Genomic DNA, 26996 nt, shown 5'->3' on the forward strand with positions numbered 1-26996 from the left:
ACGCCCATGGACACGCAAATGCTGATCGGTTCCCGCTTCGAAAGCGGCACGGAAACGGAAGAGCACATTCTGAACCCGAAGACGGGCGAAACGGTGCTGAACCTTGCGGAAGCCTCGCTCGGCCAGATCGACGCCGCCGTGGATGCGGCCGAGAAAGCCTTTGTCGCCTGGTCGCAGACGACACCATCCGAACGTTCTGCCTACCTCCTGAAAATTGCCGACGCCATTGAAAAGGATGCGCAGGGCTTCGCCACGCTCGAGGCGCTGAACTGCGGCAAACCGATCAATGCCGTGCTGAATGATGAAATCCCCGCCATCGTCGATTGCTACCGCTTCTTCGCCGGTGCCGTGCGCAATCTGCACGGACCGGTCTCCGGCGAATATCTTCCCGGCCACACTTCGATGATCCGACGTGACCCGATCGGCATCGTCGGATCGATTGCGCCCTGGAACTACCCGCTGATGATGATGGCCTGGAAGCTCGCACCCGCCATCGCCGGTGGTAATACCGTGGTCTTCAAGCCGTCTGAACAGACGCCGCTGACGGCGCTGAAGATGGCAAAGCTCCTTGCCGATATCCTCCCCGAAGGCGTTGTCAACATCGTTCTCGGCCGCGGCGAGAGTGTCGGCAACGCCCTGATCAACCATCCGAAGATCAACATGGTATCGATCACCGGCGACATTGCGACCGGTAAGAAAGTGCTGCAGGCCGCTGCCAAGACCGTCAAGCGCACCCATCTGGAACTTGGCGGCAAGGCGCCGGTCATCGTCTTCGATGACGCCGATATCGATGCAGTCGTCGCCGGCATCCGCACCTTCGGTTACTATAATGCCGGCCAGGACTGTACAGCCGCTTGCCGGATCTACGCTGATGCGAAGGTCTACGACAATTTCGTCGCCGACCTGACATCGGCCGTCTCCAGCATCCGCTTCAACCAGGCTGACGACACCGAGAACGAAATTGGCCCGTTGATTTCCAAGCGCCAGCGCGACCGTGTCGAAAGCTTCGTCACCCGCGCCTCCGAACATAGGCATATGGAAATCACCACCGGCGGCAGGATCTCTGGCGATAAGGGCTTCTTCTTCGCGCCGACGGTCGTCGCGGGTGCAACGCAGGAAGACGAGATCGTCCGCCGTGAAGTTTTCGGACCCGTCGTCTCTGTCACCCGCTTCACCGAGGTAGAGGATGCGGTGAACTGGGCAAACGACAGCGATTACGGCCTCGCCTCATCCGTCTGGACCAGGGATATCGGCCGCGGCATGAAGACTGCTGCTCGCCTGCAATATGGCTGCACCTGGATCAACACGCATTTCATGCTGGTCAACGAGATGCCGCACGGCGGCCTCAAGCAATCAGGCTACGGCAAGGACATGTCTGTCTACGCTCTGGAAGACTATACCGCCGTCCGTCACGTTATGATCAATCACGGATAGTTGAACGGCAAAATCTTGATCTGATTCAAAAGTCACTGTCGCCATCAGTGACTTTTGTCACTTTGTCGTAATACAACTGCAAATACTATTTCTAAACGTGGAATTGCCGTTTCACACTATTTGTCGGCTCGCGATAAGTGTGCTTCCTTGTCGGATGAAAGAGATCGGTCAGGCATTACCTACTCATGGCGACGCGCATTGATATCTCCGAGCTTGAAACGGCTTTAGACGGGTTGCTGGAATCCGCTCTTATGCCGGCAAGCTGGGAGCGCACGCTGGAGCAGATCAGCCGTGCCACCGGTTCCATCGGCACGCATATCATGCCGGTGCGCGGGAAATTCCCCGCCGGCTTCCTGACCACCCCGAATTTGCTGGAGGCCTTCAAGGTTTATTTCGACGAGGAATGGTATCAGCGTGACTTTCGCGAACGCGGCCTGGCGGTTGCGATGGCCAAGAGCGTCGTCATCGAACACGACATCGCCGGCGAGGAAGAATTCAAGCACGAGAGCTTCTACACCGAGTTCCTGGCCCGCTTCCGCTTCCGCTATTCCGCCATGGTGGGCTTCACCTCCGGTGATACGATGCTGAGCCTCAACCTGCAGCGCCGGATTCAAGACCAGCCCTTCGATCGCGATGATGAGCGCGTGCTTGTGAAGATGCAGTCGAGGCTGACTGCCGCCGCCGAAATCATCCGCACGCTGCATGTTGCCAAGATCGACAGCATGAGCGAGGCATTCGAGCTCGCCGGCACCGCCGTGGTCTTCTTCGATCGTTTTGGCCGCATCACCAGGCTGAACCAGCGGGCGGAGATGCTGCTCGACGACAACATCCGGATTGCCGATCGCGAACTCGTCACTCTCCGCCAGGAAGAGACGGGGCTCCTGCGCCGCCACCTGCAGGCAACGCTTTCGAAGGAGCCCCTCACCAATCCGGCCGCTTCCACGCCGGTCCTGTTTTCCCGTCCCGGAAAGGCGCCGCTGATAATCCGTGCCCAGCGGCTGAACGGTGTACCTGCCGAACTCTTCTCGCATTCCGCCGCAGTCGCGATCATCACGGACCTCTCGGAGCGAGTGGCCCCAAGCCGCGACCTGCTGCGCCGGCTCTTTTCGCTCACGCCTCAGGAAACGACGGTAGCGCGCCTGCTGATGGATGGTTCATCGCCACGCCAGATCGCCGAAATATCCGGCCTGACCTATGAGACGACGCGCGGCTATGTGAAGAAGGTTCTCGCCAAGACGGGCACACAGCGCCAGTCCCAGCTTATATCGCTGCTCTCAAGCCTGAAAATCTAGACCCGGTTATTGGGCCTGACCATAAAGTGCGAACAGCTCAATGCCGCCTTCCCATATCATGTCGAGCGCCACATAAACGATGATGGCAAGGCCGATCCAGCCGATCCAGCGGAAGCGGTTAAGCAGTCTTGCCACGAGGCTGGATGCGACGCCCATCAGGATGACGGAAAGGATAAGGCCGAAGATCAAGGCGTGCATGTTCGACTTCGCGGCACCGGCGACGGCCAGGACATTGTCGAGCGACATGGAAAGGTCCGCAAAGATGATCTGGCCGATCGCCTTCCGGAAAAGTTTAGGCCTGTGAGCGTGGTGGCCGGCTTCCTCCTGAGCCCCCTCTTCGCCCCTCTCCCGCAACTCGCCGAACATCGTCCAGCAGATCCACAGAAGCAGCAGGCCGCCGACGAGCGTGATGCCCTTGATGAAGAGCAACTGGGCGGCGATAACGGCAAAAACGATGCGGACGACGGCGGCTGCGGCAATGCCGGCGACGATCGCTTTCCCGCGCAAATCGGCGGAGAGGCCGGCGGCGGCCATGCCGATGACAATCACATTATCCCCCGACAGGATGATGTTGATCATGATCACTTCGAGATAGGCGGATATGACCTGGGGGTCCAGAAAGGCATTCATGGACGATGGCTTTCGTCGATGGGGCAAATCGATGACGATCCCTTCAAGCAGATCGGGACCTCTTTGAAAAGCCTTTGCGGGGCAAAGTAATGCGCCTTCAGGGACGGGCGTTCCATTCTAGCAATTTGGAACAAAATCGGCTTTGGCGCGTCTTCTCCCGGCAATCACGGAAGGAGGATATCCATGTTAAAATGGGCTCTGATATTTCTGGTAATTTCGATCGTCGCCGGCTTTTTCGGCTTCTCCGGCATCTCTGCGGCGACCGCAACGATCGCCCGCGTGCTCTTCGGCATATTCCTCGTTGTCTTCCTGATCTTCCTTATCCTGGCCCTGATGGCAGGACAGGCGATCTTCTGACGGCGGGTGTGACGGCGGTGCTTGCGACCTCCGTTGGCTAGAGCACCGCCTTGAGCCAGGGATGCACCTCCTTCACCTGTCGCTTCACGAGATTGTCGATTGATATCGATCCAGCGCCCCTCACCGCCAGGACGAACATGCCGCCGGCTATTGCAAGATCCTTCTCGAAATGCAGCAACTCGTTCTGGCTCGCAAAGTTGGTATGAAACAGAAAGGCCGTAGCGAGGCAGAACAGCCCTAGCGCCACTGAGCCGAGCCGGCTCAACAGGCCAGCGGCAACGGAGAGACCGGCGCCGAGCTGCAGGGCGACGACACCAAATGTCACGATCGCCGGCAATCCGAGCTTCTGAAAGGCAGCGAGCGTAGCAGTCATATCGGCCGCAAGCGTCGCGCCTTCATGCAGGAAAATCAGGGCCAGCAGGAGCCTGCCAAGTAGAAGAATGAGATCGGCCAGCCGAACCCGGCCCGAAGCGTTTTCCGCTAAAGCGTTTTCCATTGTAACCTCCTCTTCGAAGAAAGCAGGCGGTAGACCCGCCTGCCTTGCAGTCTACATGCCGGTTAGTTGCCTCCTTTCGCTGCGATGGCATCTTGCAGGTCCTCAAGCTCTTCGCAGCCCGTAGGGCAGAGCTGCTTGAGCACGGACACCTGCTCCTCGGCCTTCGCCATGTCGCCGGTCTCGATATAGAGTTCGCCGAGATATTCGCGTGCCGCTTTGTGATCCGGCTGCAGTTCCAGCGCCTTGGTGTAATAGGTCAGCGACGTCTTGAAGTCGCCGGTCTTGCGCAGCGTGAAGCCCATCAGATTATACACGTCTGCCTGCTGGTTATCTTCAGCGAGGTCGCGGAGCTCCTGGAGCGCGCCGGCATAGTCCTTGGCGTCGATCTTGGCACGCACCGAAGTAAGGTCCGGTGCGTCCGTCGATTCCATGTTGTCGACGGCAAAAGCCGGCAGCGCACTGATCGCCGTAAAGCCGGCGGAAGCGGCGCAAAGGCCGATGAAGGTTAGAACCACGTATTTGCTGGTCTTGATCATGATCGTCTCCTTGGAGCCTTTCAGGCCTGGATTGTCGGGGTAAAGCCATAGGCGCTTCCGTCCTTGACGAAGGTGCCTGAGCCGGGGAACGGAAAGTGCGAACCGCAGATCGCGATATTGTCTGCGATGACGCGATCGATGAGACGGCGACGCGTGTCTATCGCCGTCGGTCCGTCCTGGTCGTAGCTGCCCTGCCAGTCGGGATGCGGCGCGAGCAGCGCAGGCACGTACATGATGTCTGCGGAGACGAGCAGCTGCTTGTTTCCGGAGCTCACCAGATAGGTCGAATGACCAGGCGTATGGCCGGGTGCCGACAGCAGCCGGACGCCGGGCGCGACTTCGGCCCCGTCATCCACCAGCTTCCAGTTCTTCCATTTCGGGAAGACGGCGGCGATGCGCTTGCCGGCCGGCTTTCTGCCTTCGGCAAGCTTTTCGACGCGGCCGGGCTCCGTCCACCAGTTGTATTCCATCGCGTTGACGATGAGCTCTGCATTCGGGAACACGGGATTGTTCGTTCCCTTTTCCATCAGGCCCCAGACATGATCGGGGTGGAAATGCGAGATCATGATCGTATCGATCTTCTTGTAGTCGATACCGGCCGCCGCCATGTTCGCCGGCAGATGCGTGGCATTCTCCTGCCACTGACCGACGCCGGAGCCGGCATCCATCATGATCGTGCGACCACCGACCTTCAGCACGACCACCGTCAGCGGGATCGGCATGAATTCGGTCGTAAGACCGGCCTTGGAAAGCGCCTCCTTGGTGTCTTCGATCGAGGCGTTCTTGATGAAGGCTGGGTCGTGCGGCTTTTTCCAGATACCGTCATAGATCGCCGTGACCTCGATATCGCCGACCTTGTATTTGTAGAAGCCGACTGTCGGTTCCAACGGCGTCTCGGCAAATGCCGGCATGACGAATTCGATCTTCGAAGACAGACCGAATGCGGCCGCAGCGGCAGCCGATCCCAGGACGGCGCGACGTGACATTGACAACATGATTATGCCTCCTCTTGTTGATGGCATTTCGACTGGCGGAGACTGCGATTGCTCTGACGTCCCCGCTGACGAACTAGATCGAAGGCACCGGATGCTTATTCCCGATTTCCCCGAAATTTCTTTCAACCCATTGGAAAAACGACACTATTTTTACTACCCAGAGCTGACGTCGATCCCAGCGCAAATAAATCGAGATTTTCTGGAATAAAACTGCGCGTCGATCGGTCTAGACTGCAGGAGACCGCATCCAATACCTGCGGCTCTCACGTCCCAATCGGCTGCTGTTGAGGCAGGGAGGATGATGACAAACGCTCAGATCACCTATCCCGTCGGATCGATCGACTGGAGTTTCCTGCTCGGCGGCCAGGCGCCGCGCGCCCATGTTCGACCATCACCGTTACAGGTGCTGTTCGCCGGCGTGACGCGACTGTTCCATCTCATGGCTGCAGAGAAATCCGGCAGCGAACGGATTGCCGCAAAGATCGACGCGGCGACCCAGCATGAATTCATGCATCGCTTTCAGGACGTGATTATCCCGCATCTCGACGCGGCCTACAATTTTGCCCGCTTCCTTAGCCGCGACGCCGAGGCCGCGCAGGATATCGTCCAGGAAGCCTTTCTGCGCGCCTACCGCAATTTCGAGACATATCGCGGCGGCGATCCGCGCTCCTGGCTGTTTGCGATCGTCAGGAATTGCTGCCACGCCTGGCGCCAGCAGGATCGCCGCAAGGCCCGTTTCGAACGGTATCTGGACGAGACCGGCGGTGCCGATCCCGATGAAGACGAAGGCTATCAAGTGGCATCGGAAGAGGATTCGCCGGAAACGGCGATGATCCGGCAGACGGAGCAGCAGCGTGTTCGCGACGTCATCAGCAAGCTTCCCGAAACGATGCGGGAAATCATCGTGCTGCGTGAACTCGAAGACCTCTCCTACCGACAGATCGCAGAAATCATCGATGCGCCGATCGGCACCGTCATGTCGCGCCTTGCCAGGGCGCGGCGCGAGTTCGCCGACATCTGGGATGCATGCAACAAGAGCGAGGCGGCAGGATGAGCGAAGCCCATCAAAATGCCTGCGCCGAATGGCGCATCATGCTCCACGGCTTCGTCGACGGCGAACTTGATGGCGTCCATGCAGCGCAATTCGAGGGTCATCTGGCGACTTGCGAGAGCTGCCGGGCGGAGATGGAAAGGGTTGGGGCGGTGAAAAAGATCATCGACCAGGACGGCGTCCGATGGAGGCCGCCCGAAGCCCTGCGTTCACAAGTCCTGTCCATGCTGTCCTTCGAACAGACAGCGGTCGCCTCCAGCTTGCCTCGAGCACACCGGCCGCCCTTCTGGCGCCGCGCCTTTGACCTCTCGCGGCAGTGGAGTTTCATTCCCTCGCTGGCGGTCTTGGCGGCAAGCGCTTTCCTGTTCATCAACACTCCATCACAGACCCTCATCCTGCAGGACGAGATCATGGCAAGCCATGTCAGGTCGATGATGGCCGACCATCTGACCGACGTCCTGACCTCGGACCAGCATACGGTGAAGCCCTGGTTCAATGGCAAGATCGATTTCTCGCCGCCAGTCAGCGATCTCACGAAGGACGGATTTCCGCTGGTCGGGGGCCGCGTGGACTATATCGGCGGCCGTGCCGTTGCCGCCCTTGTTTACAGGCGCCACGGCCACGTCATCAACCTGTTCATCTGGCCCACGGCTTCGGGCACCCAGACGACGACAGAGCGCGACGGCTACAACATGGTACAATGGTCGGACGGCGGACTAACGTTCTGGGCGATTTCAGATGTCGCTTCGGGTGACCTTGCAGAATTCGAGAGATTTTTCCGATCCGCGGAGAGACTCTAGAGCAGGCTTGCGCCGACATTGATCGCAAGTGCGAGAATGGTGGTGTTGAACAGGAACGACAGCAGCGCATGCAGCAGGGTGAACTTGCGCATCGTCGTCGAGGTTACGGCCACATCGGCCGTCTGTGCCGCGACACCGATCGTGAAAGAGAAATAGAGGAAGTCCCAATAGGCAGGCTCCTCGATTCCATCAGGGAATTTAAGCCCTTCGCACTTTTCCGAACCGCCATAGAAATAGTGGGCGTAATGGATCGTGAAAAGCGTGTGCAGGAAAAACCAGGAGATCAGGATAGTCAGGATCGCAGCAGCGGCGCGCCACAGCGCGACATCCGCCGGTGCATCCTTGATCGAATGAAGCTCGATGCCGATTCCGGCAATGCTGGCGAGAGCCGCTGCAATCGATAGGAAAAGCAGGAAAGTATCGGAAAAGTCGAGATCTTCGGACCGTTTCCTGATGCTTTCAACCGTCGCCCGAAGCATCTTGCGCCAACTCAGCCCGATGAAGATGATCGCCGAGGCATTCCAGCCAAACAGGACATTGCTGGCGCTGACCTCCCGCGAGGTCAGCAGCAGAAAGACGATCAGACCACCGAGCACCGAAAGGATGAAGCTTGCGTGCTTGTAGGCAAGCGACACCAGCGAATTTCCGTCATCCTCGTCAGCCACGTCAATCCTCCGAGCCTCTATGTCCTTGATATCAACATGAAAAAGGCGCGGATGCCATCGGCACCCGCGCCTTTCATCAAAGTGCGGCCTGGCAGCCTTATGCAGCAGCGAGCTGCAGTTCCTTGCGGACCTGGCTGCGCAGTGTGCCGAGATCCTTTGCGAATGCGCGGATGCCTTCTGCGAGCTTTTCCGTCGCCATCGCATCTTCGTTCATCATCCAGCGGAAGGTCTTTTCGTCGACCGTGACCTTCGGGGCCGGCTTGATCGTTTCCGGCGACAGCTTGCGCTCGAGCTTACCCTGGTCGTTGGACAGTTCATCGAGCAGGTTCGGAGCGATGGTCAGACGGTCGCAACCGGCTAGCGCCTCGATTTCGCCGGTGTTGCGGAACGAGGCGCCCATGACGACGGTCTTGATGCCATTGGCCTTGTAGTAATTGTAAATGTCGCGAACGGACAGAACGCCCGGATCTTCCTCGGCAGTGAAATCCTTGCCGGTCGACTTCTTGTACCAGTCGAGAATGCGGCCGACGAAGGGCGAGATCAGGAACACGCCGGCGTCAGCGCAGGCAATGGCCTGGGCCTTGGAGAAAAGCAGGGTCAGATTGCAGTCGATGCCTTCCTTCTGAAGGATTTCGGCGGCGCGAATGCCTTCCCAGGTGGAAGCGAGCTTGATGAGGATGCGGTCCTTCTCGATGCCGCGCTCCTTGTAGGCGGCGATGATGCTGCGCGCCTTCTTGAGCGAAGCTTCGGTATCGAAGGAGAGGTCGGCATCGACTTCAGTCGAAACGCGGCCGGGAACGAGCTTTACGAGGGCAGAACCGACGGAGATAGCGAGGCGATCAGCAACGGCTGCGGCCGCTGCATCGGCGTCACCGCCGATCTTCTTGCCCCAGGCGATCGCTTCCTTCATGTCATCGGCAAACATCTCGGTACCGAGTGCCTTGAGAACGATGGACGGGTTGGTCGTGCAATCAACCGGCTTCAGGCGAGCAACAGCCTGAATGTCACCGGTATCGGCAACGACGGTTGTGATCTCGCGGAGTTGGTCAAGCTTGGATGTCATGGTCAAAATCCTTTTTGAACTTGGACTGCGGACCGGCGCGAGTTCCGCCCGGCAAAGAGGTGATCTGAGGACCGATGGTTTGCATGCTGCAGGCGAAAAGACGCGCCACCGTCACGGATGAGTCATAAACGTGAGAGACATTGGCGGTGTTCCCAGGCGCGTTGGTCCAACCGCCGAAAAACGACAAGCGCCTTGCAAGCGCTGTCGCGTGCGGCTGATGGGCCGATCGTGACTTTCCGCATGCCCGCACATTGCCCTCCTCGGACGGACAAGAACGACATTGTCGACCATGACTATCGCCGCTCCGGCAACGAAAAGTCAAGGACATTTGTGCATTTCAATTGACATAAGTGTCACACCCGGCATTATCGCGGGAACAAAGCCGATGCCCCAATCTTATGCCATCGATGGCAAAGATCTAGGGCGAAATCGGCGCGGGAGGAGATGTGGTCAAGCTGAAACGCGGCACGCACACTGCTTATTCCGAAGCCTCCTCACTCCGGCTGCGGGCGGCATGGCTCTATTACAACGAGGGCCTGACCCAGAAGGATGTTGCCGAACAGCTCGGGATCAGCCGCACGACCGTCATCCGGCTGCTCGACGAGGCGATGAAGCGCAGCGAAGTACAGATCTGGATCAACGACTCGATCGGCGACTGTGTGGAGCTTTCGGTCAAGCTGGAACGGGCCTATGGCCTGGACGAGGCGATCGTCGTGCCGGAGCCCGCCAAATGTGATGTGAATTCACTGGCAAAGAATGTCGGGCTGGCGCTGGGCCAGTTCCTGTCGGAGGCCATTCCGGACGATTATACGATAGGCGTCGGTTGGGGCCGCACGATGACGGCTTCTCTTGCAAGCTTCCGCCCGCCGCGCCGCGACAACTGCAAGATCGTTTCCCTGCTCGGCGGTATCGTCGCCGTTCACCAGACGAATCCAATCGACTACACTTGGCGCCTCGCCAATCAGCTCGGCGCGGAGTGTTATATGTTTCTCGCCCCGTTGCTCGTCGATTCTATCGAAACCAAACGCAATCTCATCGAAAAATGCGGGCTCGATACGATCTACCGGCTGGCGGAAAACCTTGATCTCGCAATCGTCAGCTGCGGCGATATCGGTCCGCATTCGACCTCGCTCTCCGAGGGGTGGATTTCAAAGGCCGAGCTGCAGCAACTGATCGATGCCGGCTGCGTCTGCGACACCATGTTCAACTTTCTGGACAAGGACGGCAATTCCGTCGATCACTCGATCAATCAGCGGGTGATGTCGGTTGATCTCGATACGCTGAAGGAAGCAAAACACATCGTACTGTCCTCCGGCGGCGCCCATCGTGCCGTCGCGATCCGTGCAACGATCAAGCGCATCGGCTGCAATACGCTCATAACGGATGAAAGTGCCGCAAAGGCATTGCTGGAGCTCGCCGAAGCCGCCTGAGCGGCTTCGGTATTCTCGTTCAGGCGTGTGCCGATTCCCAACCGAGCATGGCCCGCTTGCGGGTCAGACCCCAATGGTAACCGGTCAACGCGCCATTTTTCCCGAGTGCGCGATGGCAGGGCACGACGAAGGAAATCGGATTGGCCCCGACTGCCGCACCGACGGCGCGCATGGCAGTCGGCCGGCCGATGTCCTTGGCAATGTCGCTATAGGTCACGGCCTTACCGAAGGGAATTTTCAGAAGGCTCTGCCAGACGTTGACCTGGAAATCCGTTCCGATCAGCACGACCCGCAACGGCTGGTCGGATGTCCAGCGGCCCGGTTGGAAGATGCGTTCGGCATAAGGCGCTGTCGCCTGGCGGTCTTCCACATATTCCGCATTTGGCCAACGGCAGGTCATATCCTCCAGGCAAGCCTTCTCATCACCGGAATCGCTGAAGGCGAGACCCGCAAGGCCGCGGTCCGTGACCATGACGAGCGCCGTGCCGAAGGGACATGTGTGGAACCCGTAGCGGATCGTCAGTCCGCCACCCTTCGCCTTCCATTCGCCCGGCGACATTGCCTCATGCGTCACGAACAGGTCGTGCAGGCGGCTCGGGCCGGACAGACCGACCTCGATCGACGTTTCAAGCAGCGGCATTTCTTCCTGGCGCAAGAGCCGCTTGGCATGGTCCAGCGTGACGGCCTGCAGAAAGGCCTTGGGCGAAAGGCCGGCCCAGCGGGTAAAGGTCTTCTGGAGTTGCGTCGGCGATTGGTTCAGCCGCGCGGCGATCGCTTCCAGCGACGGCTGGTCGCGATATTCCTCGCTGATCAGTTCAATGACCCGACGGACGGTGTCGTAATCGGGTCCATCAGGGGTGATGTCTGTTTCGAGCTTCGCGATCATGTTCATCGTTTTTCTCCTTTACAAAGGAGATAATCAAGGCCGGCGAACCAAACCACCCGTTTCTTGCGTGATCTCTCAGAGACGCTGTTTTACCGTTGCCAGCGCGCCCTTGAAGGCCTTGGCGAAACTTTCGCGATCGTCAGGATTGAGAAAGGAGCCGACATCCGTGCGCTTGCCCTCGCCGAAAATATGCATGGAGAGAATGCCGATCTCCTGATGCCGGCGAACGAGGAAACGCGTCCAGAACGGATTGAAATGATGCTCGATCATGCGGCCGGACGGAGAAAACTTGCGCACCGAGACATCCGTACGCGAAACAGTTACCTCTTCCCGCACCCTGCCGGAGCGATAATTCAGCCAGAAAGCCCCGTAGAGAAGTACGAAGTCCAGGCCGAAGAAAAAGCCGATCGGCCAGGCGCCGGTGACGATGAAGAACATGCCGTACATGAAGCAGATCGCGCCCGATATGGCGAGCAACAGCTTGAAACCCTTCCGCCCAAGCGAGCGGTAGGGAAAGAGTTCGGCCGCAAAAACAGGCTGCTCGTTCCGGCTGTCGGCGTTGCTTTCCATCATGGCGACTGAGTATAGATTTTCCATGGCCAATCCGAAACTCAAATCCAATACCAAACCGTCGCTAAACTCGAATGTGATCACCCGCCGCAAGCCGGCGGTGCCGGTCAAGACAGCCTACTCGCTGGCCGAGCGCGAAGAGATCTTTCGCCGCTTTTCCGTCCAGCGGCCGGAACCGCGCGGCGAGCTGGAACATAGCAATCCCTTCACGCTCGTCGTGGCGGTCGCCCTCTCCGCCCAGGCGACGGATGCCGGTGTCAACAAGGCAACTCGCGCGCTGTTCAGGATCGCCGATACGCCACGGAAGATGCTCGATCTCGGCGAAGAAAAGGTCCGCGACTACATCAAGACGATCGGCCTCTATCGTAACAAAGCGAAGAACGTCATTGCGCTCTCGCAAATGCTGGTCGACGAGTTCGGCGGCAAGGTGCCGGAGACGCGCGAGGAACTGGTGCGCCTGCCGGGCGTCGGCCGCAAGACCGCCAATGTCGTCCTGTCAATGGCCTTCGGTCAGGCAACGATGGCGGTTGACACCCATATCTTCCGGATCGCCAATCGCATCAGGCTCGCACCCGGAAAGACGCCTGACGAGGTTGAAGACCGGCTGATGAAGGTGGTGCCGAAACAATATCTCTACCACGCTCATCACTGGCTGATCCTGCACGGCCGTTATACCTGCAAGGCCCGTCGCCCCGAATGCGAGCGCTGCGTGATTGCCGATATCTGCAAATCGCCGGAAAAGAGCAGCGATATCCCGGCGCCGCTGGTCGAGCTACCGCCGCAACTGATCGGCGAGGCCGTCGACTAGGGCAGCTATTGCCCGCTCATAGTCTTCACGACTGCCGCCTGCTTCGATGGCGATCGCAGCGCGATCGAAAGCTGCCGAGAGCATGGCCGTCAATGGCCCGAGCAAAGCGCTGGCACCGGCCTGTGGCAACAAGGCTTCGAGCCCTGCCCGCAATGTCGCCTCGGCATTCTCCGCGTCGATCTTTGCTGTCGCGGACAGGCCGATCACGGCCGGTGCCTCGAGCAGAAGCAGCCGTGTTCGCCCTTCCACTTCCATTGCATCGAAATAGGCCGCAGCACCTTCAAGCAGCGCTTCACGCGGTGCGGTTTGCCGCGTCCCGCGCTGCTCGATTTCGTTGGCGACACCGGCCGCCTCCCTTTCGATCACCGCCCGGAAAAGCGCTTTCTTGTCTTCGAAGTGATGATAGAGCGCACCGCGCGTTACACCAGCCTCTGTCACGATATCGGGCGTAGCTGTCTCGGCATATCCCTTCTCGACGAAAAGCCGGCGCGCGGCATCCATCAGCGCCTGTCTCGTTTGCTCGGTTCTCTCGCGGTTACTGCGACTCATGACCTCTATTTACATACAATCAGCATGTATGTTAATAACAGAAAACATACAGAATGTACGTAAAATACAGAAAGAGGAACGCGATGAAATCGACGAGCTATTATCCCGTGATCATGACGGATGACGTTGCCGGGACGGCTGCCTTCTATTGCCGTCATTTCCGTTTCCAGCCTCTCTTCGAAAGCGACTGGTATGTCCATCTGCAATCGATCGAGGATGAGCATGTGACGCTTGCCGTGCTCGACGGTAGCCACGAAACCATCCCGGCCGCCGGCCGCGGCAAGATCTCCGGCCTTCTCCTGAATTTCGAGGTCGAGGATGTGGACGCGATTTACGCTATCTGCACGGAGGCAGGGTTGCCGATCCTGCGCACGATCCGGGACGAGGATTTCGGCCAGCGCCACTTCATTACCGCCGATCCCAACGGCGTCTTGATCGACGTCATCAAGCCGATCCCGCCAAGCGCCGAATATGCGGCGATGTATGAGGCGGCAGTGCTGCCCGGCTAAAGCAATTCACCAACGGTCTAGCGCGGTTTTCGTTCGGATTTGCGTGAAAGCTAGGCTCGGAAATCGGGATCGCGCGCGGAGATCAACTTGTGCAGGTGCACCATCATGCCGGCGGCAAAGAGAGGCGTGAGCAGGTTGACGATCGGGATCGCCAGAAAGAGTGCAATCACCAGGCCACCGAGAAAGACCGTCGGACCATGTTTGGCGCGAAACAGTCGCGCCTCCGGAGGAGAACGGAAGCGCATGGCCGCAAATTCAAAGAATTCCCGCCCGAGCAGGTAGCCGTTCACAAGAAAGAAGGCCACGAGATTGACGCCGGGAATGAAGAGTAGCAAGAGGGCGATAATATTGCCGGCGATCACCACCCCCAGGAACTTGATTGAGCTTGCCATCGCAGGTCCGAGCGGCATGGCCTTGCCGGCCACATCCTGCGGATAGTCCCGCTTCTCGATCACCTCGGCGACATCGTCGAGAAAGAGGCCGGCAATCAGTGCAGTCACCGGCGAAAGCAGCAGCGCCAGCGCGAGCGCAAGTCCGATCCCGGCGGCGACAAGGAAAACGAAGCTGAGCCAGCCGGCCCAATCGGGCATCTCGGGAAAGAACCCGCTCACCCAGGGAAATACGAGACTGATGAACAGGCCGCGCAAGGCGAACCACAAGCCGATCAGCACCAGCACGGTCAGCCCCAGAACCTTCCAGAAAGCCGACCGGGTCTCCGGCGCAAAAAGGTTGAGGAGAGAAAGGCGAGCGGCGTCAAGGATCATTCTCTGGCGTCTCCGTTACGCAGCGTGATGTAGGAAGCCCGCGGTCCTGCGGCAAGTCGGTTGAAAATTACATGCTTGAATAGAAAACTTGTCGAAAATTACATGCTAATATATAGTTCGTAACGTTCGATATACGTGTGGGCCTAAGAAGAGCTTCCGGACAATATTAAAAAACAGGGATTCGGCTCCACGAATCCACGGGAAGCCTCTGAGGATATGGGGGAGGCTGCGACGTGGAAGATTTTGTAGACAAGCTTAGGCAATACGCGAAGTCCGGCACGCCCGCCGAACGACGCATCGCGAAATATTTTACTGAACATTTGAACGACCTGCCGTTTGAAACCGCTGCATCGGTTGCCGACCGGCTTGATCTCTCGCCGATGACGGTCGGCCGTTTTTTGCGAGCGCTCGGCTACCAGGGACTGGACAGCGTGAAGGTGGAGATCCGCGAAACGGCAACGACCTCTCCGGTCCAGTTCCAGAGTTCGATGACGGAACTGCAAACCGACGCATCGGATGGTAAGCCGCTCGCCGTTCTCGTGGCGGAGCAGATACAGGCACTGCATCACATCTATCATCTGACCGCCCAGCCGCATTGGGGCGAAGCCGTCGCGATGATCGGCGCATCCAAAGAGGTCTTCGTCGCCACCCATGCAAGACTGTCAGGCTTCTCCAGCCATTTCTGCCAGCGACTGACCCAGGCTCGCGACAGTGTCCGTGCGATCGACGGCGCAGGTAATCGCTTCGCGGAGCTTTTCGCCCGTGCTTTCGTCGAAGATGCCGTGCTCGTCATCATTGATTGTCGGCGCTTCGCCAGGTCACGGCTGCTTGCGCGCACTGCCAGGCGTTACGGTTACAAAGTGATCCTGATTTCCGCTCAGCATGCGGACTGGCTGCCGGAACAGTCGAATGTCGTCCTGCCGTTACCGCCTGCCCGCGCGCCTGATATGGATAACCTGCCGCCGCTGATCGCCTTGCTCGACTGCCTGTCCGAGGCGGTCATTTTGAACGCCGGCGAAGAGGCAAGCCAACGACGACGACGTATGGTGGAATTTGCGACCATCCTTGGGGAGACGGCTAACCGCTGAATTATTCGATCGCTTCCAGCTCAGCCCGATGACGGTACATCGCAAGAAAGCGGCGATAGTCGCGGTCGTAAAGCGCCTGCTTGCTCCTGTTGGGAAGACGCTCGGAGCCACCGGGATACATCGCCCTCCCCGCCGCCGCCAAATCCTTGTGCGAGCCGCAGGCAACTGATGCAGCGATCGCGGTGCCAAGCAGTACCGCCTCGTTCATGTCAGGCACGATGACCTTGCAACCCGTCACATCCGAATAGAGCTCCATCAGAATGGGGTTCTTCACGTGCCCACCAGCCACATGCAGCGTATCCGGCATATAACCGTGATCTCTCATCTTTTCGAGAATGTGACGGATACCGAGCGCAATACCGATGGCGGTCCGCCAATAGAGCGCGCAGAGACCGTCGAAGGACGTATCGAGCGTCAGCCCGCTGACGACGCCGACAGCATGCGGATCAGCCAATGGCGACCGATTGCCGTGAAAATCCGGAAGGACGAAGATCCGTGCGCCGAGCGCGTCACCCGCCTCTGCTCTCAGTTCCGCGATGCGGGCGACGATCTTCTGATGCAGCACCGCGGTTGGCTCACCGCCGGCCGCGTGCATGCGCACGATATGATCAAGGAGTGCACCGGCCGCGGATTGACCGGCCTCGACGAGCCACGATTGCGGAAAAACCGCCTCGTAATAGGGGCCCCACATTCCCTGGCTTGGCTTTCGCTCGGGGGAAAAGGCAACGACGCAGCTCGATGTCCCGGCAATGAGCGCAAGCTGCTGCTCGAGCTTCTCCGGATCGCCGGCATAACCGCTGAGTGTACCGAGCGCGCCGGCATAGGCATCGATCATCCCGGCCGAAACATGGCAACTGGAGGTCAGGCCCAACGCTTCGGCAGCATCCGGCGTCAGTTTGCCGACGCTTTCTCCAACCGCCACCGTGTCTTCCGGCAGCCTGCCACGAAGCAGCAAATCCTCAAGACCGATCTGCTTCAGGAAGTCTCCCTGCCAGCCCCTTTCCTTATGGGCTAGATAATTCCATTTGGCCGTCAGCGTGCAGCGGGATCTGGCAAGCGAGCCGGTTGCCTTCCACGTCAGGAAATCGGCAAGGTCGAAAAGGTATCCGGTGTTCGCCCAGGTCGCCGGCAGCTCCTTCTTCAGCCACATCAGCTTCGGCATTTCCATTTCCGGCGACATGACGCCGCCGGAATGTTCCAGCACTTCATGCTTCGTCGCCGTACAGAAATCTGCCTCCTTCAGCGCCCGGTGATCGAGCCAGACGACCGTATCGAAGCGCCTCTCGCCACTGGTGGAAACACTGATCTGCCTGCCTTCGGTATCGCGCACCACAAGCGAACAGGTGGCGTCGAAACCGATCGCGCCGATTGCGGCGGCCTCAATGCCGGACTGGCCCATGGCCGCACGCACGGCAATGCAAACGGCCGACCATATGTCCTCGGAATCATGCTCGGCATGGTTCTCGCGCGGCCGGTTCATGAGGATTGGATGTTCAGACTTGGCAAGCAGGCGGCCATGCGTGTCAAAAACACCGGCGCGTGCGCTGCTCGTGCCGATATCCACCGCAACCACATGATCACGCATCAATGCTGAGTCCCGTCCAGCTTTTGTTTGCGGACAAGTTGTATCAATTCCGGCATGGCGTCAAACACGACTTCCGGCGAAAGACGATCGAGTTCCTCGCGATATCCAGCGAAATTTGCGTGCGAGCCGCCAGTGAAGGCGAAGACCGTCATGCCCGCCGCTTTGGCTGCAGCAATACCTGCCGGACTGTCCTCGATAACGACACAGTCACGCGGCTCCACACGCATCTGGTCGGCAGCATAAAGGAAGAGATCCGGCGCCGGCTTGCCGCGCTTGACCATGCTGGCACTGAAGATGTTCGGCAACTTTGGTAAGAGCCCGGTGACCGAGAGCGATAGCCTTATCCGCTCGACCTGGCTGGACGAGGCGACACAGCAGGGAATGCCAAGTGCATCGATCGTCTCGCCAATGCCTGGCATGGCTTTCAGCTCGGTGCGGAAACGGGCATAGAGACTGGTGCGGATGCCTTCCAGGAATTCCTCGTGGGCATGCACGTTGAACTCCGTCTCCAATATGTCGATCAGAGTTGCCAGGCTCTTGCCGAGGAATCGCTCATAGGCCTCGTCCTCGGTAATCGTCACGCCGAGATCGGCCATCGCCTTGACGAGAACGGAGATCGAAATCGGCTCGCTGTCGACGAGTACGCCGTCGCAATCGAAAATGACCAGCCGTGGTTCAGCATCAGCCATGAAAGACCCAACCTGAGTTCAGTTCGGAAGAGACCGTCCTGCTTTGTACGCAAGGCCGGGATGGCGGCAGAAACGCCGCCATCAGGATTTCTTACACCGCGAGCTTGCCGTCGAGATAGAGCTGCAACGTTTCCTTCGTGCCCTTTTCCCACAGGGTTTTCAGCGCATGGGCGAAACGTTTGCGGAAAACATCGGATTTGGCCACTTCGCCGAAAATATCGTCGAAGACGAGGAAGGCGGCCGGATCGTCCTTTGCCTTGACGGCCGCCTCATGCAGGCGATCGGCGCTGGCATCGTTGAAGACGATCTCCTTGCCGCTGTCGCTCTTGCCGAAGAAGTAGCGGCACCAAAGTGCAGAGACGAGCGCAAGGCCGACGACATCCCGGCCCTGGCTGAGATTGTCGAGCGTCGACGGCAGGATGAATTTCGGCTGACGGTTGGAGCCGTCCTGCGCCAGACGCGGGATCGTGTCGGCAATCTTGGGATTGAGGAAGCGGCGCTCGATCAGCTTGAAATAATCGGCAAGCGACGTATCCGGCACCGGCGGCACGATGGGGATGATTTCCTCATTTTCGAGCTTGGCGAGGAAGGCACGTATCAGATCGTTTTCCATCGATTCATGCACGAAATGAATATCCATCAGCGCCGCCGGATAGGCGATCGCCGCGTGGCCGCCGTTGAGGATGCGGATTTTCATGTGCTCATAGGGCGTGACGTCAGGTACGAAAGTGACGCCGACCTTTTCGAGTGCCGGACGCCCCATCGGGAACTTGTCTTCCAGCACCCACTGCTTGAATTCTTCACAATAGACCGGCCAGTTGTCCTCGATATCGAAATTCTCCTTCAAGAAATCGATCTCGCGCTGGCTGGTGGCCGGCGTGATGCGGTCGACCATGCCATTCGGGAAGGAGACATTTGCCTTGATCCAGTCCGCAAAAGCCGGATCGGAGAGCTTCGCCGTGCCGACAACCGCATTCGTGGTCACAACGCCATTATGGGGAATGTTGTCGCAGGACATGACGGTGAAGGGCGCGATGCCCTTGTCCTTGCGTGCCTTCAGACCGGCAACGATCAGACCGAAGACCGTTTTCGGCGCAGACGGGTTCTGCCCGTCGGCGGCAATCGCCGGATGCGCCGGATTGAACTTGCCGGACGCGTCGATGAAATAGCCGCCCTCGGTGATCGTCATCGAGACGATGCGGATCTCGGGATCGGCGAGCTTGGCGATGACAACGTCAGGTTCGCCGACGGGCAGGATATCGATCATCGGCGCGGTCACACGCGCCGCCGTCCTGTTGTTGTCCTGCTCGACGACGGTCGTCAAGAAATCCTGCGCGGCAAGCTTGTCGCGCATGGCCGCGTCTGAGGGCAGAACGCCGGCGCCGATGATTGCCCAATCATGGTCGCTGCCGGCATTGAAGAGATCGTCGAGATAGATCGCCTGATGGGCGCGATGGAAATTGCCGACGCCGAAGTGCACGATGCCGGCTTTCAGCGACGCCCGATCGTAAGCCGGAATGGCCGCGGTCTTTGCCGCCTCGTGGAGCGTTGCCAGCGATAGTTTGCACGTCATGTTTCAGTCCTCTTGAAGGTCTTCGAAAGAGCCCTAAGCCCTCCCGTTAGCACGGGCCGGACGAGATTGTCCGCTCCGCATGTCTGCCCCCAGCCGGCGGTCGCTTCAGATAGCAAGGCCGCTCTCATTGAATTTATGGATACGCGTCTTGTCCGGCGTCAGGTAGACCGTGTCGCCGGCCTTGGACGCAAAATCGCCGTTGCTGCGCGCCGTCACCATCCCGATACCTTCGACATCGACATGCAGGAACGTGTCGGAGCCGAGATGTTCGGCCACCATCACCCTGCCCTTCCAGTCGCCGCTTTCGGTCGACAGCAGCACATGTTCCGGACGGATGCCGATCGTGTGCGCATTCATCTGCGCAGCATTCTGCCCCTTGATGAAATTCATCTTGGGCGAGCCGATGAAGCCCGCAACGAAGAGGTTTCGCGGGCTGCGGTATAACTCCAGCGGCGAACCGACCTGTTCGATATTACCCCTGTTCAGCACCACGATCTTGTCGGCCATGGTCATCGCTTCCACCTGATCATGGGTGACGTAGACCATGGTCGTCTTGAGTTGCTGGTGCAGCTCGCTGATTTCAATGCGCATGTTGACGCGCAGCGCAGCATCGAGGTTCGACAGTGGCTCGTCGAAGAGGAAGGCTGAAGGCTGGCGCACGATAGCGCGGCCGATGGCGACACGCTGACGCTGGCCGCCCGAAAGCTGGCGCGGCTTGCGATCCAGATAGTCGCCGAGATTCAACACGCGGGCGGCATCATCCACCTTGCGGTCAATCTCTGCCTTGTCCATGCCCGCCATCTTCAGCGGGAAGGCGATGTTATTGCGCACGCTCATATGCGGATAGAGCGCGTAGGACTGGAAGACCATCGCCAGACCCCGTTCGGACGGAGCCTTCTCGGTCGCGTCCTTGCCGTCGATGACGATCTTGCCGCCCGAGACATCCTCGAGGCCGGCGATCAGCCGCAACAGAGTGGACTTGCCGCAACCGGACGGGCCGACGAAGACGACGAACTCGCCATCCCGGATATCGAGATCGATCGAAGGGATGACCTTGGCTTCGCCGAAGACCTTCGAAACCTTTTGAAGGGTAATGCTGCCCATGTTTCTCTCCCTATGATCTTATTTCACCGCGCCGAAGGTCAGGCCGCGGACAAGTTGTTTCTGGCTGAACCAGCCGAGGATGAGGATCGGCGCGATCGCCATGGTCGAGGCCGCCGAGAGCTTAGCGTAGAACAGGCCTTCCGGGCTTGAATAGGAAGCGATGAACGCCGTCAGCGGTGCGGCCTTGGAGGCCGTCAGGTTCAGCGTCCAGAAGGCTTCGTTCCAGGCAAGGATGATGTTCAAGAGCAGAGTCGAGGCAATGCCGGGCACGGCCATCGGCGTCAGCACGTAGACGATTTCCTTGACGAGCGAGGCACCGTCCATGCGGGCGGCTTCCAGGATTTCGCCGGGAATTTCCTTGAAATAGGTATAGAGCATCCAGACGATGATCGGCAGGTTGATGAGCGTCAGCACGATCACCAGGCCGGTCCGTGTGTCGAGCAGGCCCGAGTTGCGGAACATCAGGTAGATCGGGATGAGCGCGCCGACCGGCGGCATCATCTTCGTCGACAGCATCCACATCAGCACGTCCTTCGTCCGCTTGGTCGGCGCAAAGGCCATGGCCCAGGCGGCCGGAATGGCGATGATGAGGCCGATCAGCGTGGAGCCGAAGGAGATGACCACCGAATTCATGAAGTGGCTGAGATAGTTGGAACGGCTCTGCACTTCCGAATAATTCTCCGTGGTCCAGTGGAAGAACAGGAACTGCGGCGGCGAGGCGATGGCATCCGCCTCCGACTTGAAGCTCGTCAGGAATGTCCAGAGGATCGGGAAGAAGATCAGGATGCCGAGCGCCCAGGCGATCGCGGTCATGATGACCTTGCGTTGGGTGGTAACCTTTCTAGCCATCTCAAGCCTCCAGATTCTTGCCGACGAGGCGCACCAGGAAGATCGCAACGATATTGGCAAGCACGACTGCGACGATACCGCCCGCAGAAGCCCCGCCGATATCGAACTGCAGCAACGCCTGCGCATAGACGAGATAGGTGAGGTTGGTGCTCTGCGTGCCTGGACCGCCATTGGTGGTGACCAGGATTTCGGCGAAGACCGAAAGCAGGAAGATCGTCTGGATCAGGATCACCACCGTGATGGCGCGGGCCATATGCGGCAGGATGATGTAGATGAATTTCGAGATCGCCCCGGCGCCGTCCATTTCGGCGGCTTCTTTCTGCTCTTCATCGAGCGACTGCAGCGCGGTAAGCATGATGAGCGTGGCGAAGGGAAGCCACTGCCAGGCGACGATCAGGATGACCGAGAATAGCGGCACGGTGGCCAGCCAGTCGATCGGCTGCAGGCCGACAGCCTTTGCCATATAGGCGAAGAGACCGTTGACCGGGTTCATGAACATGTTCTTCCAGACAAGGGCCGCCACTGTCGGCATGACGAAGAAGGGCGCAATGACCAGGATGCGTACGATGCCCTGGCCATAAATCGGCTGATCGAGCAGGAGTGCAAAGAGAATACCGCCGACCACGGTGATGACAAGTACGCCGGCAACCAGCACCAGCGTATTGATGAGCGCGGCGAAAAAGGCCGGGTCGGTGAGGAAGTATTGGTAGTTTAAGAGACCGACGAAACTCTCCATGCCCGGGTTGAGCAGATTGTAGTTCAGCAGGGAGAAGTAAATCGTCATCGCGAGCGGGACGATCATCCACGCGAAGAGCAGCACCACGGACGGTGCAATCATAAAACGTGCTGCGGAGCGAGTGTGAAACGTTGCCATGGCAAACCACCGGTCTGATCTGAAGCGGAAACGGCTGAGAAACAGCTTTGAAAAAAGCGGCCGCCGATGCAGTTCGGGCAATCGGCGACCCAGAGGTGCGGAATGTCAGACATTCCGTACGTTCTCAGGAGGTTTTACTTGATGTAGCCCGCCTTGGTCATTTCGCGGGTAGTCAGCTGCTGCGCGCTCTGCAGAGCCTGGTCGACCGAGATCTGGCCGGCAAGAGCCGCGGAGAACTGCTGGCCGACGGCCGTGCCGATGCCCTGGAATTCCGGGATCGCCACGAACTGGACACCGACATAGGGAACCGGCTTGACAGTCGGCTTGGTCGGGTCAGCGGAGTTGATGCTATCGAGCGTCATCTTCGCGAAGGAAGCGGCCTTCTGGTAGTCGGCATTCGCATACAGCGAGGTGCGGGTGCCGGGAGGTGCGTTCAGCCAGCCTTCCTTTTCGGCGACGAGGTTGGTGTAGTCCTTGCTCGTTGCCCAGGCGATGAACTTCTCTGCTGCTTCAGTCTTCTGCGAGCCTGCCGGGATGGCGAGGTTCCAGGCCCAGAGCCAGTTGCCGCGCTTGCCGAGGCCCTTGTCCGGAGCCAGCGCAAAGCCGACCTTGTCGGCAACCTGCGACTGCTTCGGATCGGCTACGAACGAAGCAGCAACCGTTGCGTCGATCCACATGCCGCACTTGCCGGTCTGGAAGAGCGCCAGATTTTCGTTGAAGCCGTTGGAAGAAGCGCCGGGAGGGCCGGCCTCCTTCATCAGGTTGACGTAGAAGGTCAGCGTGTCCTTCCACTCGGGCTGATCGAACTGCGGCTTCCACTGTTCATCGAACCAGCGGGCGCCGAAAGAGTTCGACATAGCCGTCAGGAAGGCCATGTTTTCGCCCCAGCCGGCCTTGCCGCGCAGGCAGATGCCGTAGATTTCCTTGTCCTTGTTGGTCACCTTCTTCGCAGCATCTGCGATGAAATCCCAGGTCGGCGCGTCGGGCATCTTCAGGCCGGCGGCGTCGAACAGGTCCTTGCGGTACATGACCATGGAGCTTTCGCCGTAGAACGGAGCTGCATAGAGCTTGCCGTCCTGGCTGATGCCGCTGCGGATGGCCGGCAGCAGATCGTCCACGTCATAGTTGGCGCCGAGATTGTCGAGCGGCAGGAGCCAGCCTTTCTTCGCCCAGATCGGAACTTCATAGGTGCCGATCGTGAGCACGTCGTACTGGCCGCCCTTGGTCGCGATGTCGGTCGTGACCTTCTGGCGCAGTACGTTTTCTTCGAGGGTTACCCATTCAAGGTCGATGCCGGGATTCTTCGCCTTGAAATCATCCGTCAGCTTCTGCATCCGGATCATGTCGCCGTTGTTCACGGTCGCGATCGTCAGCGTCTCGGCCGAAGCCATGCCGGCAAACGCCATTGCTGAGCATGCGCCCAGCAGGAGAGTTCTCAATGTCATATCTTCCTCCCAGAAGATGAGTGTGAGCATTCGCTTTGCTCATGGGCAATTACTCATCAAAGGGAAAATTTTGTCAATTGGCAATCGTTGCTGCGATGCCGAACAATTGAGTTATGTTATTGAACTAAAAAGGAAATATTTTTGCTCAGCTAGTGAGCAAAAACTCAGCCGTCTCTTCGTCAGTAATCAAACCGTTCACCTGATGGCCGGTGATGGCAGCTCGGATCGCCTTGAACTTGCGTTTTCCCTTGGCGATCCCGATCACTGTCGAGGAATCGCGTGGCGGGATCGGAGCGGACGCGACACGTTCATTGATCGGGTTGTCGAGCAGCTTTCCGTCGGCGTCGAAAATCCAGCCGCAGATCTCGCCCGCCGCGCCCCCACGCATCAGCTCCATCATCTCGTCTTTTTCCAGGAAACCATCGACGCAGAGCGGTCCATCTATGCCGAGTTCGCCGATACCGACGAAGGTTACATCCGCCTGCGCGCTGATTGCGAGCGTCGAGCGCACGAGTTGCTGGCCGTGCAGAAGCTCCCGCTCCTCCGCCGAGGTGACGAGAACAGGCAGCGGCATCGGAAAGTGCCGCGCCTTGACGGCGTCGGCCATGCTGAAGATGACGTTGTAGTAAGCGGCTGAACCGTCAGGGGCGATATTGCCTGTCAGCGACACGATCCGATGATTGGGACATTCGATCGCCGGCAGCTGGTCCACAGCCGCTTTCAGCGTTCGCCCCGTGCCGACGGCAAGTACGATCGGATCTGGACGTTTCAGCCAGCGCTCGATTTCGGAAGCAGCCGCCTCGGCAATTCCGACCGTCGTCGACGATGAACCCGGATCACTGGGAACGATCTCGACATGCCTCAGACCGAATTTCTTGCGCAGCTGATTTCCAAGTTCGAGGCAGGCGGCGATCGGGTGGTCGAGCCGCACTTTGATCAGCCGTTCTGCCACGGCAAGCGAAACGAGCCGCTGCGCCGACTGGCGGGAAATACCCATGGCGGATGCAATTTCATCCTGTGTGCGACCGGCGACATAATAAAGCCAGCCGGCGCGCGCCGCATCGTCCAGCCGCCCTGATGTCTCCGATCTTTTTACCATCTATCGCCGCCAATTAATTTTTTTGAGTCTATCTGGCGCAGATCAAAACAAAAATCGGGCAAATGTCGAGGGCGTTGAAAAAGCAAGCAGTCGCTTCCTTATCCAAACCACCGCATGACGATGTAGATGGCCGCCTTGACGAGACCGTAGATCACCCCGCCAGCAACGACGAGCGAGATGGCTGTCACCGCAAAACCGAGAAGTGAAAACAGTCCGTCTCGACCGAGAATCGCAAAGGCAAAGAGCGAAATCGCAATCGCCGGCAGGATATTGCCAAGCGGCACCGGCAGCACGAGAACAATCGCCAGCACCAGACAGCAGAAGCCCGCCAGATATTCCGCCGGCGGCTCGACGAAAATGCTCAATCGTGGCTGCAGCATGCGCTCTGCCCAGGCGAGCCAGGGGTGAATGCGCCCGACGATCGTCTCGAAATCCTCCCGCCGCATGGAGCGCGCCGCAATCGCCTTCGGCAGCCACGGCTTCAGGCCAAAGGTAAGCTGGGCGGCAAGAAAGATCAGCGGTGCTCCGAGCAGCGACGAGGTGCCCGGCGGCGTCGGAAAAGCGTTCGGCAGCGCAAAAATCAGCATCAGCGCGCCGATCGCCCGGTCGCCCATCGTCTGGAACAGGTCGCCGATCGACACGCGTTCGCGGCTTCGATCCGCCGCCATCTGTCGCAGGATAGAGGACAGGCGCCGGCCTTTCGGACGCGGCCTGCGGGCGGTGGTTCTGCGAGTTTCGGTATTTTCGATTGTCATGAATCCGGCGTCGGAAGGGTGAATGGTGCAAAGCTTGCCCATGCAATATGCCAATAGCATGACCTTGTCGGACGAAATTGTCGCCTGATGGCGATCAGCCTTAGTTCATTTATCGAATAATCCTTGTAATTCCCCGCCAACAGTGCGAGCAGACGCCGAGCATAGACAATGGGCAGGCATCAGATGATTATTTCATTCGATATCGGAGGTTCCGCCATCAAGGGCGGGATTGCACGTTCGGAATCCGACATCGTACCGCTCGGCCGCCGTCCGACCCCCAAGGATGATTTCCCGGCCTTCGTCGAGACGCTGAGGAGCTTCATCGCCGAGGCTGGCGAGCGCCCCTCGCGTATTGCCCTCTCGATTGCCGGTGTTGTCGACCCGGATACGCAGCGCCTCATCGTCGCCAATATCCCCTGTATCCACGACCGCAACCTTGCCGCTGACCTCGAGCGTGAGCTCGGCCTGCCCGTGCTGATCGCCAATGACGCCGATTGTTTCGCCATGGCGGAAGCCGAACTTGGCGCCGGTCGTGGCCACCGCATCGTCTTCGGCGCCATTCTCGGCACGGGCGTCGGGGGCGGCGTCGTCTCGGATGGTCGTCTCATCAATGCCTCAGGCGGCTTTGCCGGCGAATGGGGCCATGGCCCGATCATCGCATCACATGCCGGCACTCCGCCTGTCGCCATCCCCGCCTATGCCTGCGGCTGCGGCCAGAAAGGATGTGTCGATACCGTTGGCGGTGCTCGGGGTCTGGAACGCCTGCATAAAACGCTGCACGACCTCGATTTCTCCAGCGAGGAAATCATCACCGACTGGCGCAACGGCGAGGAAAAGGCCAATCGCACGATCGACGTCTATGTTGATCTCGTCGCCTCACCGCTGGCGCTCGCCATCAACATCACAGGCGCAACCATCGTGCCCGTGGGCGGCGGCCTCTCGAATGTCGAGGCGCTTCTGGCGGAACTGGATCATGCGGTGCGCGCTCGCATATTGCGTAAATTCGACCGCCCGCTGATCGTACGCAGCGAATGCCGTATCGAACCGGGCCTGATCGGTGCTGCGCTTTTGGGCCTCAAGGCCGAAGCCGCATAGCGCAA

The 26996-nt window shown here is 59.1% G+C and carries 29 protein-coding genes; 10 read left to right on the forward strand and 19 right to left on the reverse strand.

Features of this window, described 5'->3' with window-relative positions; translation table 11 throughout:
- Nucleotides 1-6 precede the first annotated feature (6 nt).
- The gene (locus tag FHX06_RS30210; RefSeq protein WP_183881939.1) at nt 7-1434 is read left to right on the forward strand and encodes a gamma-aminobutyraldehyde dehydrogenase; all 1428 of its coding nucleotides are present in this window, start codon (nt 7-9) and stop codon (nt 1432-1434) included.
- Between the two features lie 185 nt (nt 1435-1619).
- Nucleotides 1620-2726, forward strand: a complete 1107-nt coding sequence (locus FHX06_RS30215; RefSeq protein WP_183881941.1) for a helix-turn-helix transcriptional regulator — start codon at nt 1620-1622, stop codon at nt 2724-2726.
- A gap of 6 nt (nt 2727-2732) precedes the next feature.
- Here the strand turns inward: FHX06_RS30215 and FHX06_RS30220 are convergent, their stop codons facing one another.
- A complete protein-coding gene (locus FHX06_RS30220) occupies nt 2733-3356 on the reverse strand; it encodes a YjbE family putative metal transport protein (protein ID WP_183881943.1) in 624 nt (207 codons plus the stop codon).
- Nucleotides 3357-3539: 183 nt separating this feature from the next.
- On the opposite strand from FHX06_RS30220, the gene FHX06_RS30225 reads away from it, so the two are divergent.
- Complete coding sequence (locus FHX06_RS30225) at nt 3540-3713, forward strand: DUF1328 domain-containing protein (protein WP_007817547.1); 174 nt, start codon at nt 3540-3542, stop codon at nt 3711-3713.
- A gap of 37 nt (nt 3714-3750) precedes the next feature.
- On the opposite strand, the gene FHX06_RS30230 is transcribed toward FHX06_RS30225, so the two are convergent.
- From FHX06_RS30230 to FHX06_RS30240, 3 genes are all read right to left on the reverse strand, one after another.
- Complete coding sequence (locus FHX06_RS30230) at nt 3751-4209, reverse strand: DoxX family protein (protein ID WP_183881945.1); 459 nt, start codon at nt 4207-4209, stop codon at nt 3751-3753.
- 62 nt (nt 4210-4271) lie between these two features.
- Entirely contained in the window at nt 4272-4745 is a 474-nt protein-coding gene (locus tag FHX06_RS30235; protein ID WP_113015444.1) for a tetratricopeptide repeat protein, read from the reverse strand.
- Nucleotides 4746-4765: 20 nt separating this feature from the next.
- The gene (locus FHX06_RS30240; RefSeq protein WP_183881947.1) at nt 4766-5740 is read right to left on the reverse strand and encodes an MBL fold metallo-hydrolase; all 975 of its coding nucleotides are present in this window, start codon (nt 5738-5740) and stop codon (nt 4766-4768) included.
- A 298-nt stretch (nt 5741-6038) separates the two neighbouring features.
- On the opposite strand from FHX06_RS30240, the gene FHX06_RS30245 reads away from it, so the two are divergent.
- Together FHX06_RS30245 and FHX06_RS30250 are read left to right on the forward strand one after the other, a co-directional pair.
- Entirely contained in the window at nt 6039-6794 is a 756-nt protein-coding gene (locus FHX06_RS30245; protein WP_183881949.1) for a sigma-70 family RNA polymerase sigma factor, read from the forward strand.
- On the forward strand, nt 6791-7591 hold the full coding sequence (locus tag FHX06_RS30250) for an anti-sigma factor family protein (protein ID WP_183881951.1): 801 nt from the start codon (nt 6791-6793) through the stop codon (nt 7589-7591). Before FHX06_RS30245 ends, FHX06_RS30250 begins: the two co-directional genes overlap by 4 nt.
- Here the strand turns inward: FHX06_RS30250 and FHX06_RS30255 are convergent.
- Entirely contained in the window at nt 7588-8256 is a 669-nt protein-coding gene (locus FHX06_RS30255) for a DUF1345 domain-containing protein (RefSeq protein ID WP_113145455.1), read from the reverse strand. The genes FHX06_RS30250 and FHX06_RS30255 overlap by 4 nt on opposite strands.
- A 97-nt stretch (nt 8257-8353) precedes the next feature.
- Entirely contained in the window at nt 8354-9319 is a 966-nt protein-coding gene (gene tal / locus FHX06_RS30260; protein WP_112968709.1) for a transaldolase, read from the reverse strand.
- 446 nt (nt 9320-9765) lie between these two features.
- On the opposite strand from tal, the gene FHX06_RS30265 reads away from it, so the two are divergent.
- A complete protein-coding gene (locus FHX06_RS30265) occupies nt 9766-10749 on the forward strand; it encodes a sugar-binding transcriptional regulator (protein WP_112968708.1) in 984 nt (327 codons plus the stop codon).
- Between the two features lie 19 nt (nt 10750-10768).
- Here the strand turns inward: FHX06_RS30265 and FHX06_RS30270 are convergent, their stop codons facing one another.
- Together FHX06_RS30270 and FHX06_RS30275 are read right to left on the reverse strand one after the other, a co-directional pair.
- On the reverse strand, nt 10769-11641 hold the full coding sequence (locus tag FHX06_RS30270) for a methylated-DNA--[protein]-cysteine S-methyltransferase (protein WP_112968707.1): 873 nt from the start codon (nt 11639-11641) through the stop codon (nt 10769-10771).
- A gap of 69 nt (nt 11642-11710) precedes the next feature.
- On the reverse strand, nt 11711-12208 hold the full coding sequence (locus tag FHX06_RS30275; RefSeq protein ID WP_112544368.1) for a DUF2244 domain-containing protein: 498 nt from the start codon (nt 12206-12208) through the stop codon (nt 11711-11713).
- A gap of 22 nt (nt 12209-12230) precedes the next feature.
- Here FHX06_RS30275 and nth point away from each other — a divergent pair, with 22 nt between their 5' ends.
- Nucleotides 12231-13013 (forward strand): endonuclease III, encoded by a 783-nt coding sequence (gene nth, locus FHX06_RS30280; RefSeq protein ID WP_246715688.1) that lies wholly within the window; start codon nt 12231-12233, stop codon nt 13011-13013.
- Here nth and FHX06_RS30285 read toward each other — a convergent pair.
- Nucleotides 12978-13562 carry a TetR family transcriptional regulator gene (locus FHX06_RS30285; RefSeq protein WP_183881955.1) on the reverse strand — a complete coding sequence of 195 codons (585 nt, stop codon included), beginning with the start codon at nt 13560-13562 and terminating at the stop codon, nt 12978-12980. The genes nth and FHX06_RS30285 overlap by 36 nt on opposite strands.
- Nucleotides 13563-13645: 83 nt before the next feature.
- On the opposite strand from FHX06_RS30285, the gene FHX06_RS30290 reads away from it, so the two are divergent.
- Entirely contained in the window at nt 13646-14071 is a 426-nt protein-coding gene (locus FHX06_RS30290; protein WP_183881957.1) for a VOC family protein, read from the forward strand.
- A gap of 50 nt (nt 14072-14121) precedes the next feature.
- Here FHX06_RS30290 and FHX06_RS30295 read toward each other — a convergent pair whose 3' ends face one another.
- On the reverse strand, nt 14122-14835 hold the full coding sequence (locus tag FHX06_RS30295) for a sulfate transporter family protein (protein WP_183881959.1): 714 nt from the start codon (nt 14833-14835) through the stop codon (nt 14122-14124).
- 233 nt (nt 14836-15068) lie between these two features.
- Here FHX06_RS30295 and FHX06_RS30300 point away from each other — a divergent pair, with 233 nt between their 5' ends.
- Nucleotides 15069-15923 (forward strand): MurR/RpiR family transcriptional regulator, encoded by an 855-nt coding sequence (locus FHX06_RS30300; protein WP_112544378.1) that lies wholly within the window; start codon nt 15069-15071, stop codon nt 15921-15923.
- A gap of 1 nt (nt 15924) precedes the next feature.
- Here the strand turns inward: FHX06_RS30300 and FHX06_RS30305 are convergent, their stop codons facing one another.
- The 9 genes from FHX06_RS30305 to FHX06_RS30345 form a co-directional block, all read right to left on the reverse strand.
- The gene (locus FHX06_RS30305; RefSeq protein ID WP_183881961.1) at nt 15925-17508 is read right to left on the reverse strand and encodes an FGGY-family carbohydrate kinase; all 1584 of its coding nucleotides are present in this window, start codon (nt 17506-17508) and stop codon (nt 15925-15927) included.
- Complete coding sequence (locus tag FHX06_RS30310; RefSeq protein WP_112968701.1) at nt 17508-18197, reverse strand: HAD family hydrolase; 690 nt, start codon at nt 18195-18197, stop codon at nt 17508-17510. The genes FHX06_RS30305 and FHX06_RS30310 overlap by 1 nt, the downstream gene beginning before the upstream one ends.
- A gap of 91 nt (nt 18198-18288) precedes the next feature.
- A complete protein-coding gene (locus FHX06_RS30315; RefSeq protein ID WP_183881963.1) occupies nt 18289-19770 on the reverse strand; it encodes a mannitol dehydrogenase family protein in 1482 nt (493 codons plus the stop codon).
- Between the two features lie 105 nt (nt 19771-19875).
- The gene (locus FHX06_RS30320) at nt 19876-20874 is read right to left on the reverse strand and encodes an ABC transporter ATP-binding protein (RefSeq protein WP_112544385.1); all 999 of its coding nucleotides are present in this window, start codon (nt 20872-20874) and stop codon (nt 19876-19878) included.
- Nucleotides 20875-20892: 18 nt separating this feature from the next.
- Nucleotides 20893-21723: a carbohydrate ABC transporter permease gene (locus FHX06_RS30325; RefSeq protein WP_112544387.1), complete on the reverse strand. Its 831-nt coding sequence runs from the start codon at nt 21721-21723 to the stop codon at nt 20893-20895.
- A gap of 1 nt (nt 21724) precedes the next feature.
- Complete coding sequence (locus FHX06_RS30330; RefSeq protein WP_112544487.1) at nt 21725-22597, reverse strand: carbohydrate ABC transporter permease; 873 nt, start codon at nt 22595-22597, stop codon at nt 21725-21727.
- 134 nt (nt 22598-22731) lie between these two features.
- Nucleotides 22732-24042 carry an ABC transporter substrate-binding protein gene (locus tag FHX06_RS30335; protein ID WP_112544488.1) on the reverse strand — a complete coding sequence of 437 codons (1311 nt, stop codon included), beginning with the start codon at nt 24040-24042 and terminating at the stop codon, nt 22732-22734.
- A gap of 145 nt (nt 24043-24187) precedes the next feature.
- The gene (locus FHX06_RS30340) at nt 24188-25141 is read right to left on the reverse strand and encodes a sugar-binding transcriptional regulator (protein WP_112968698.1); all 954 of its coding nucleotides are present in this window, start codon (nt 25139-25141) and stop codon (nt 24188-24190) included.
- 98 nt (nt 25142-25239) lie between these two features.
- A complete protein-coding gene (locus tag FHX06_RS30345) occupies nt 25240-25818 on the reverse strand; it encodes an exopolysaccharide biosynthesis protein (protein ID WP_183881991.1) in 579 nt (192 codons plus the stop codon).
- 261 nt (nt 25819-26079) lie between these two features.
- On the opposite strand from FHX06_RS30345, the gene FHX06_RS30350 reads away from it, so the two are divergent.
- Nucleotides 26080-26991 carry an ROK family protein gene (locus FHX06_RS30350; RefSeq protein WP_112544489.1) on the forward strand — a complete coding sequence of 304 codons (912 nt, stop codon included), beginning with the start codon at nt 26080-26082 and terminating at the stop codon, nt 26989-26991.
- Nucleotides 26992-26996 lie beyond the last annotated feature (5 nt).

Origin of the sequence: Rhizobium sp. BK512 (assembly GCF_014194915.1) — a bacterium.
Lineage (GTDB): Bacteria > Pseudomonadota > Alphaproteobacteria > Rhizobiales > Rhizobiaceae > Rhizobium.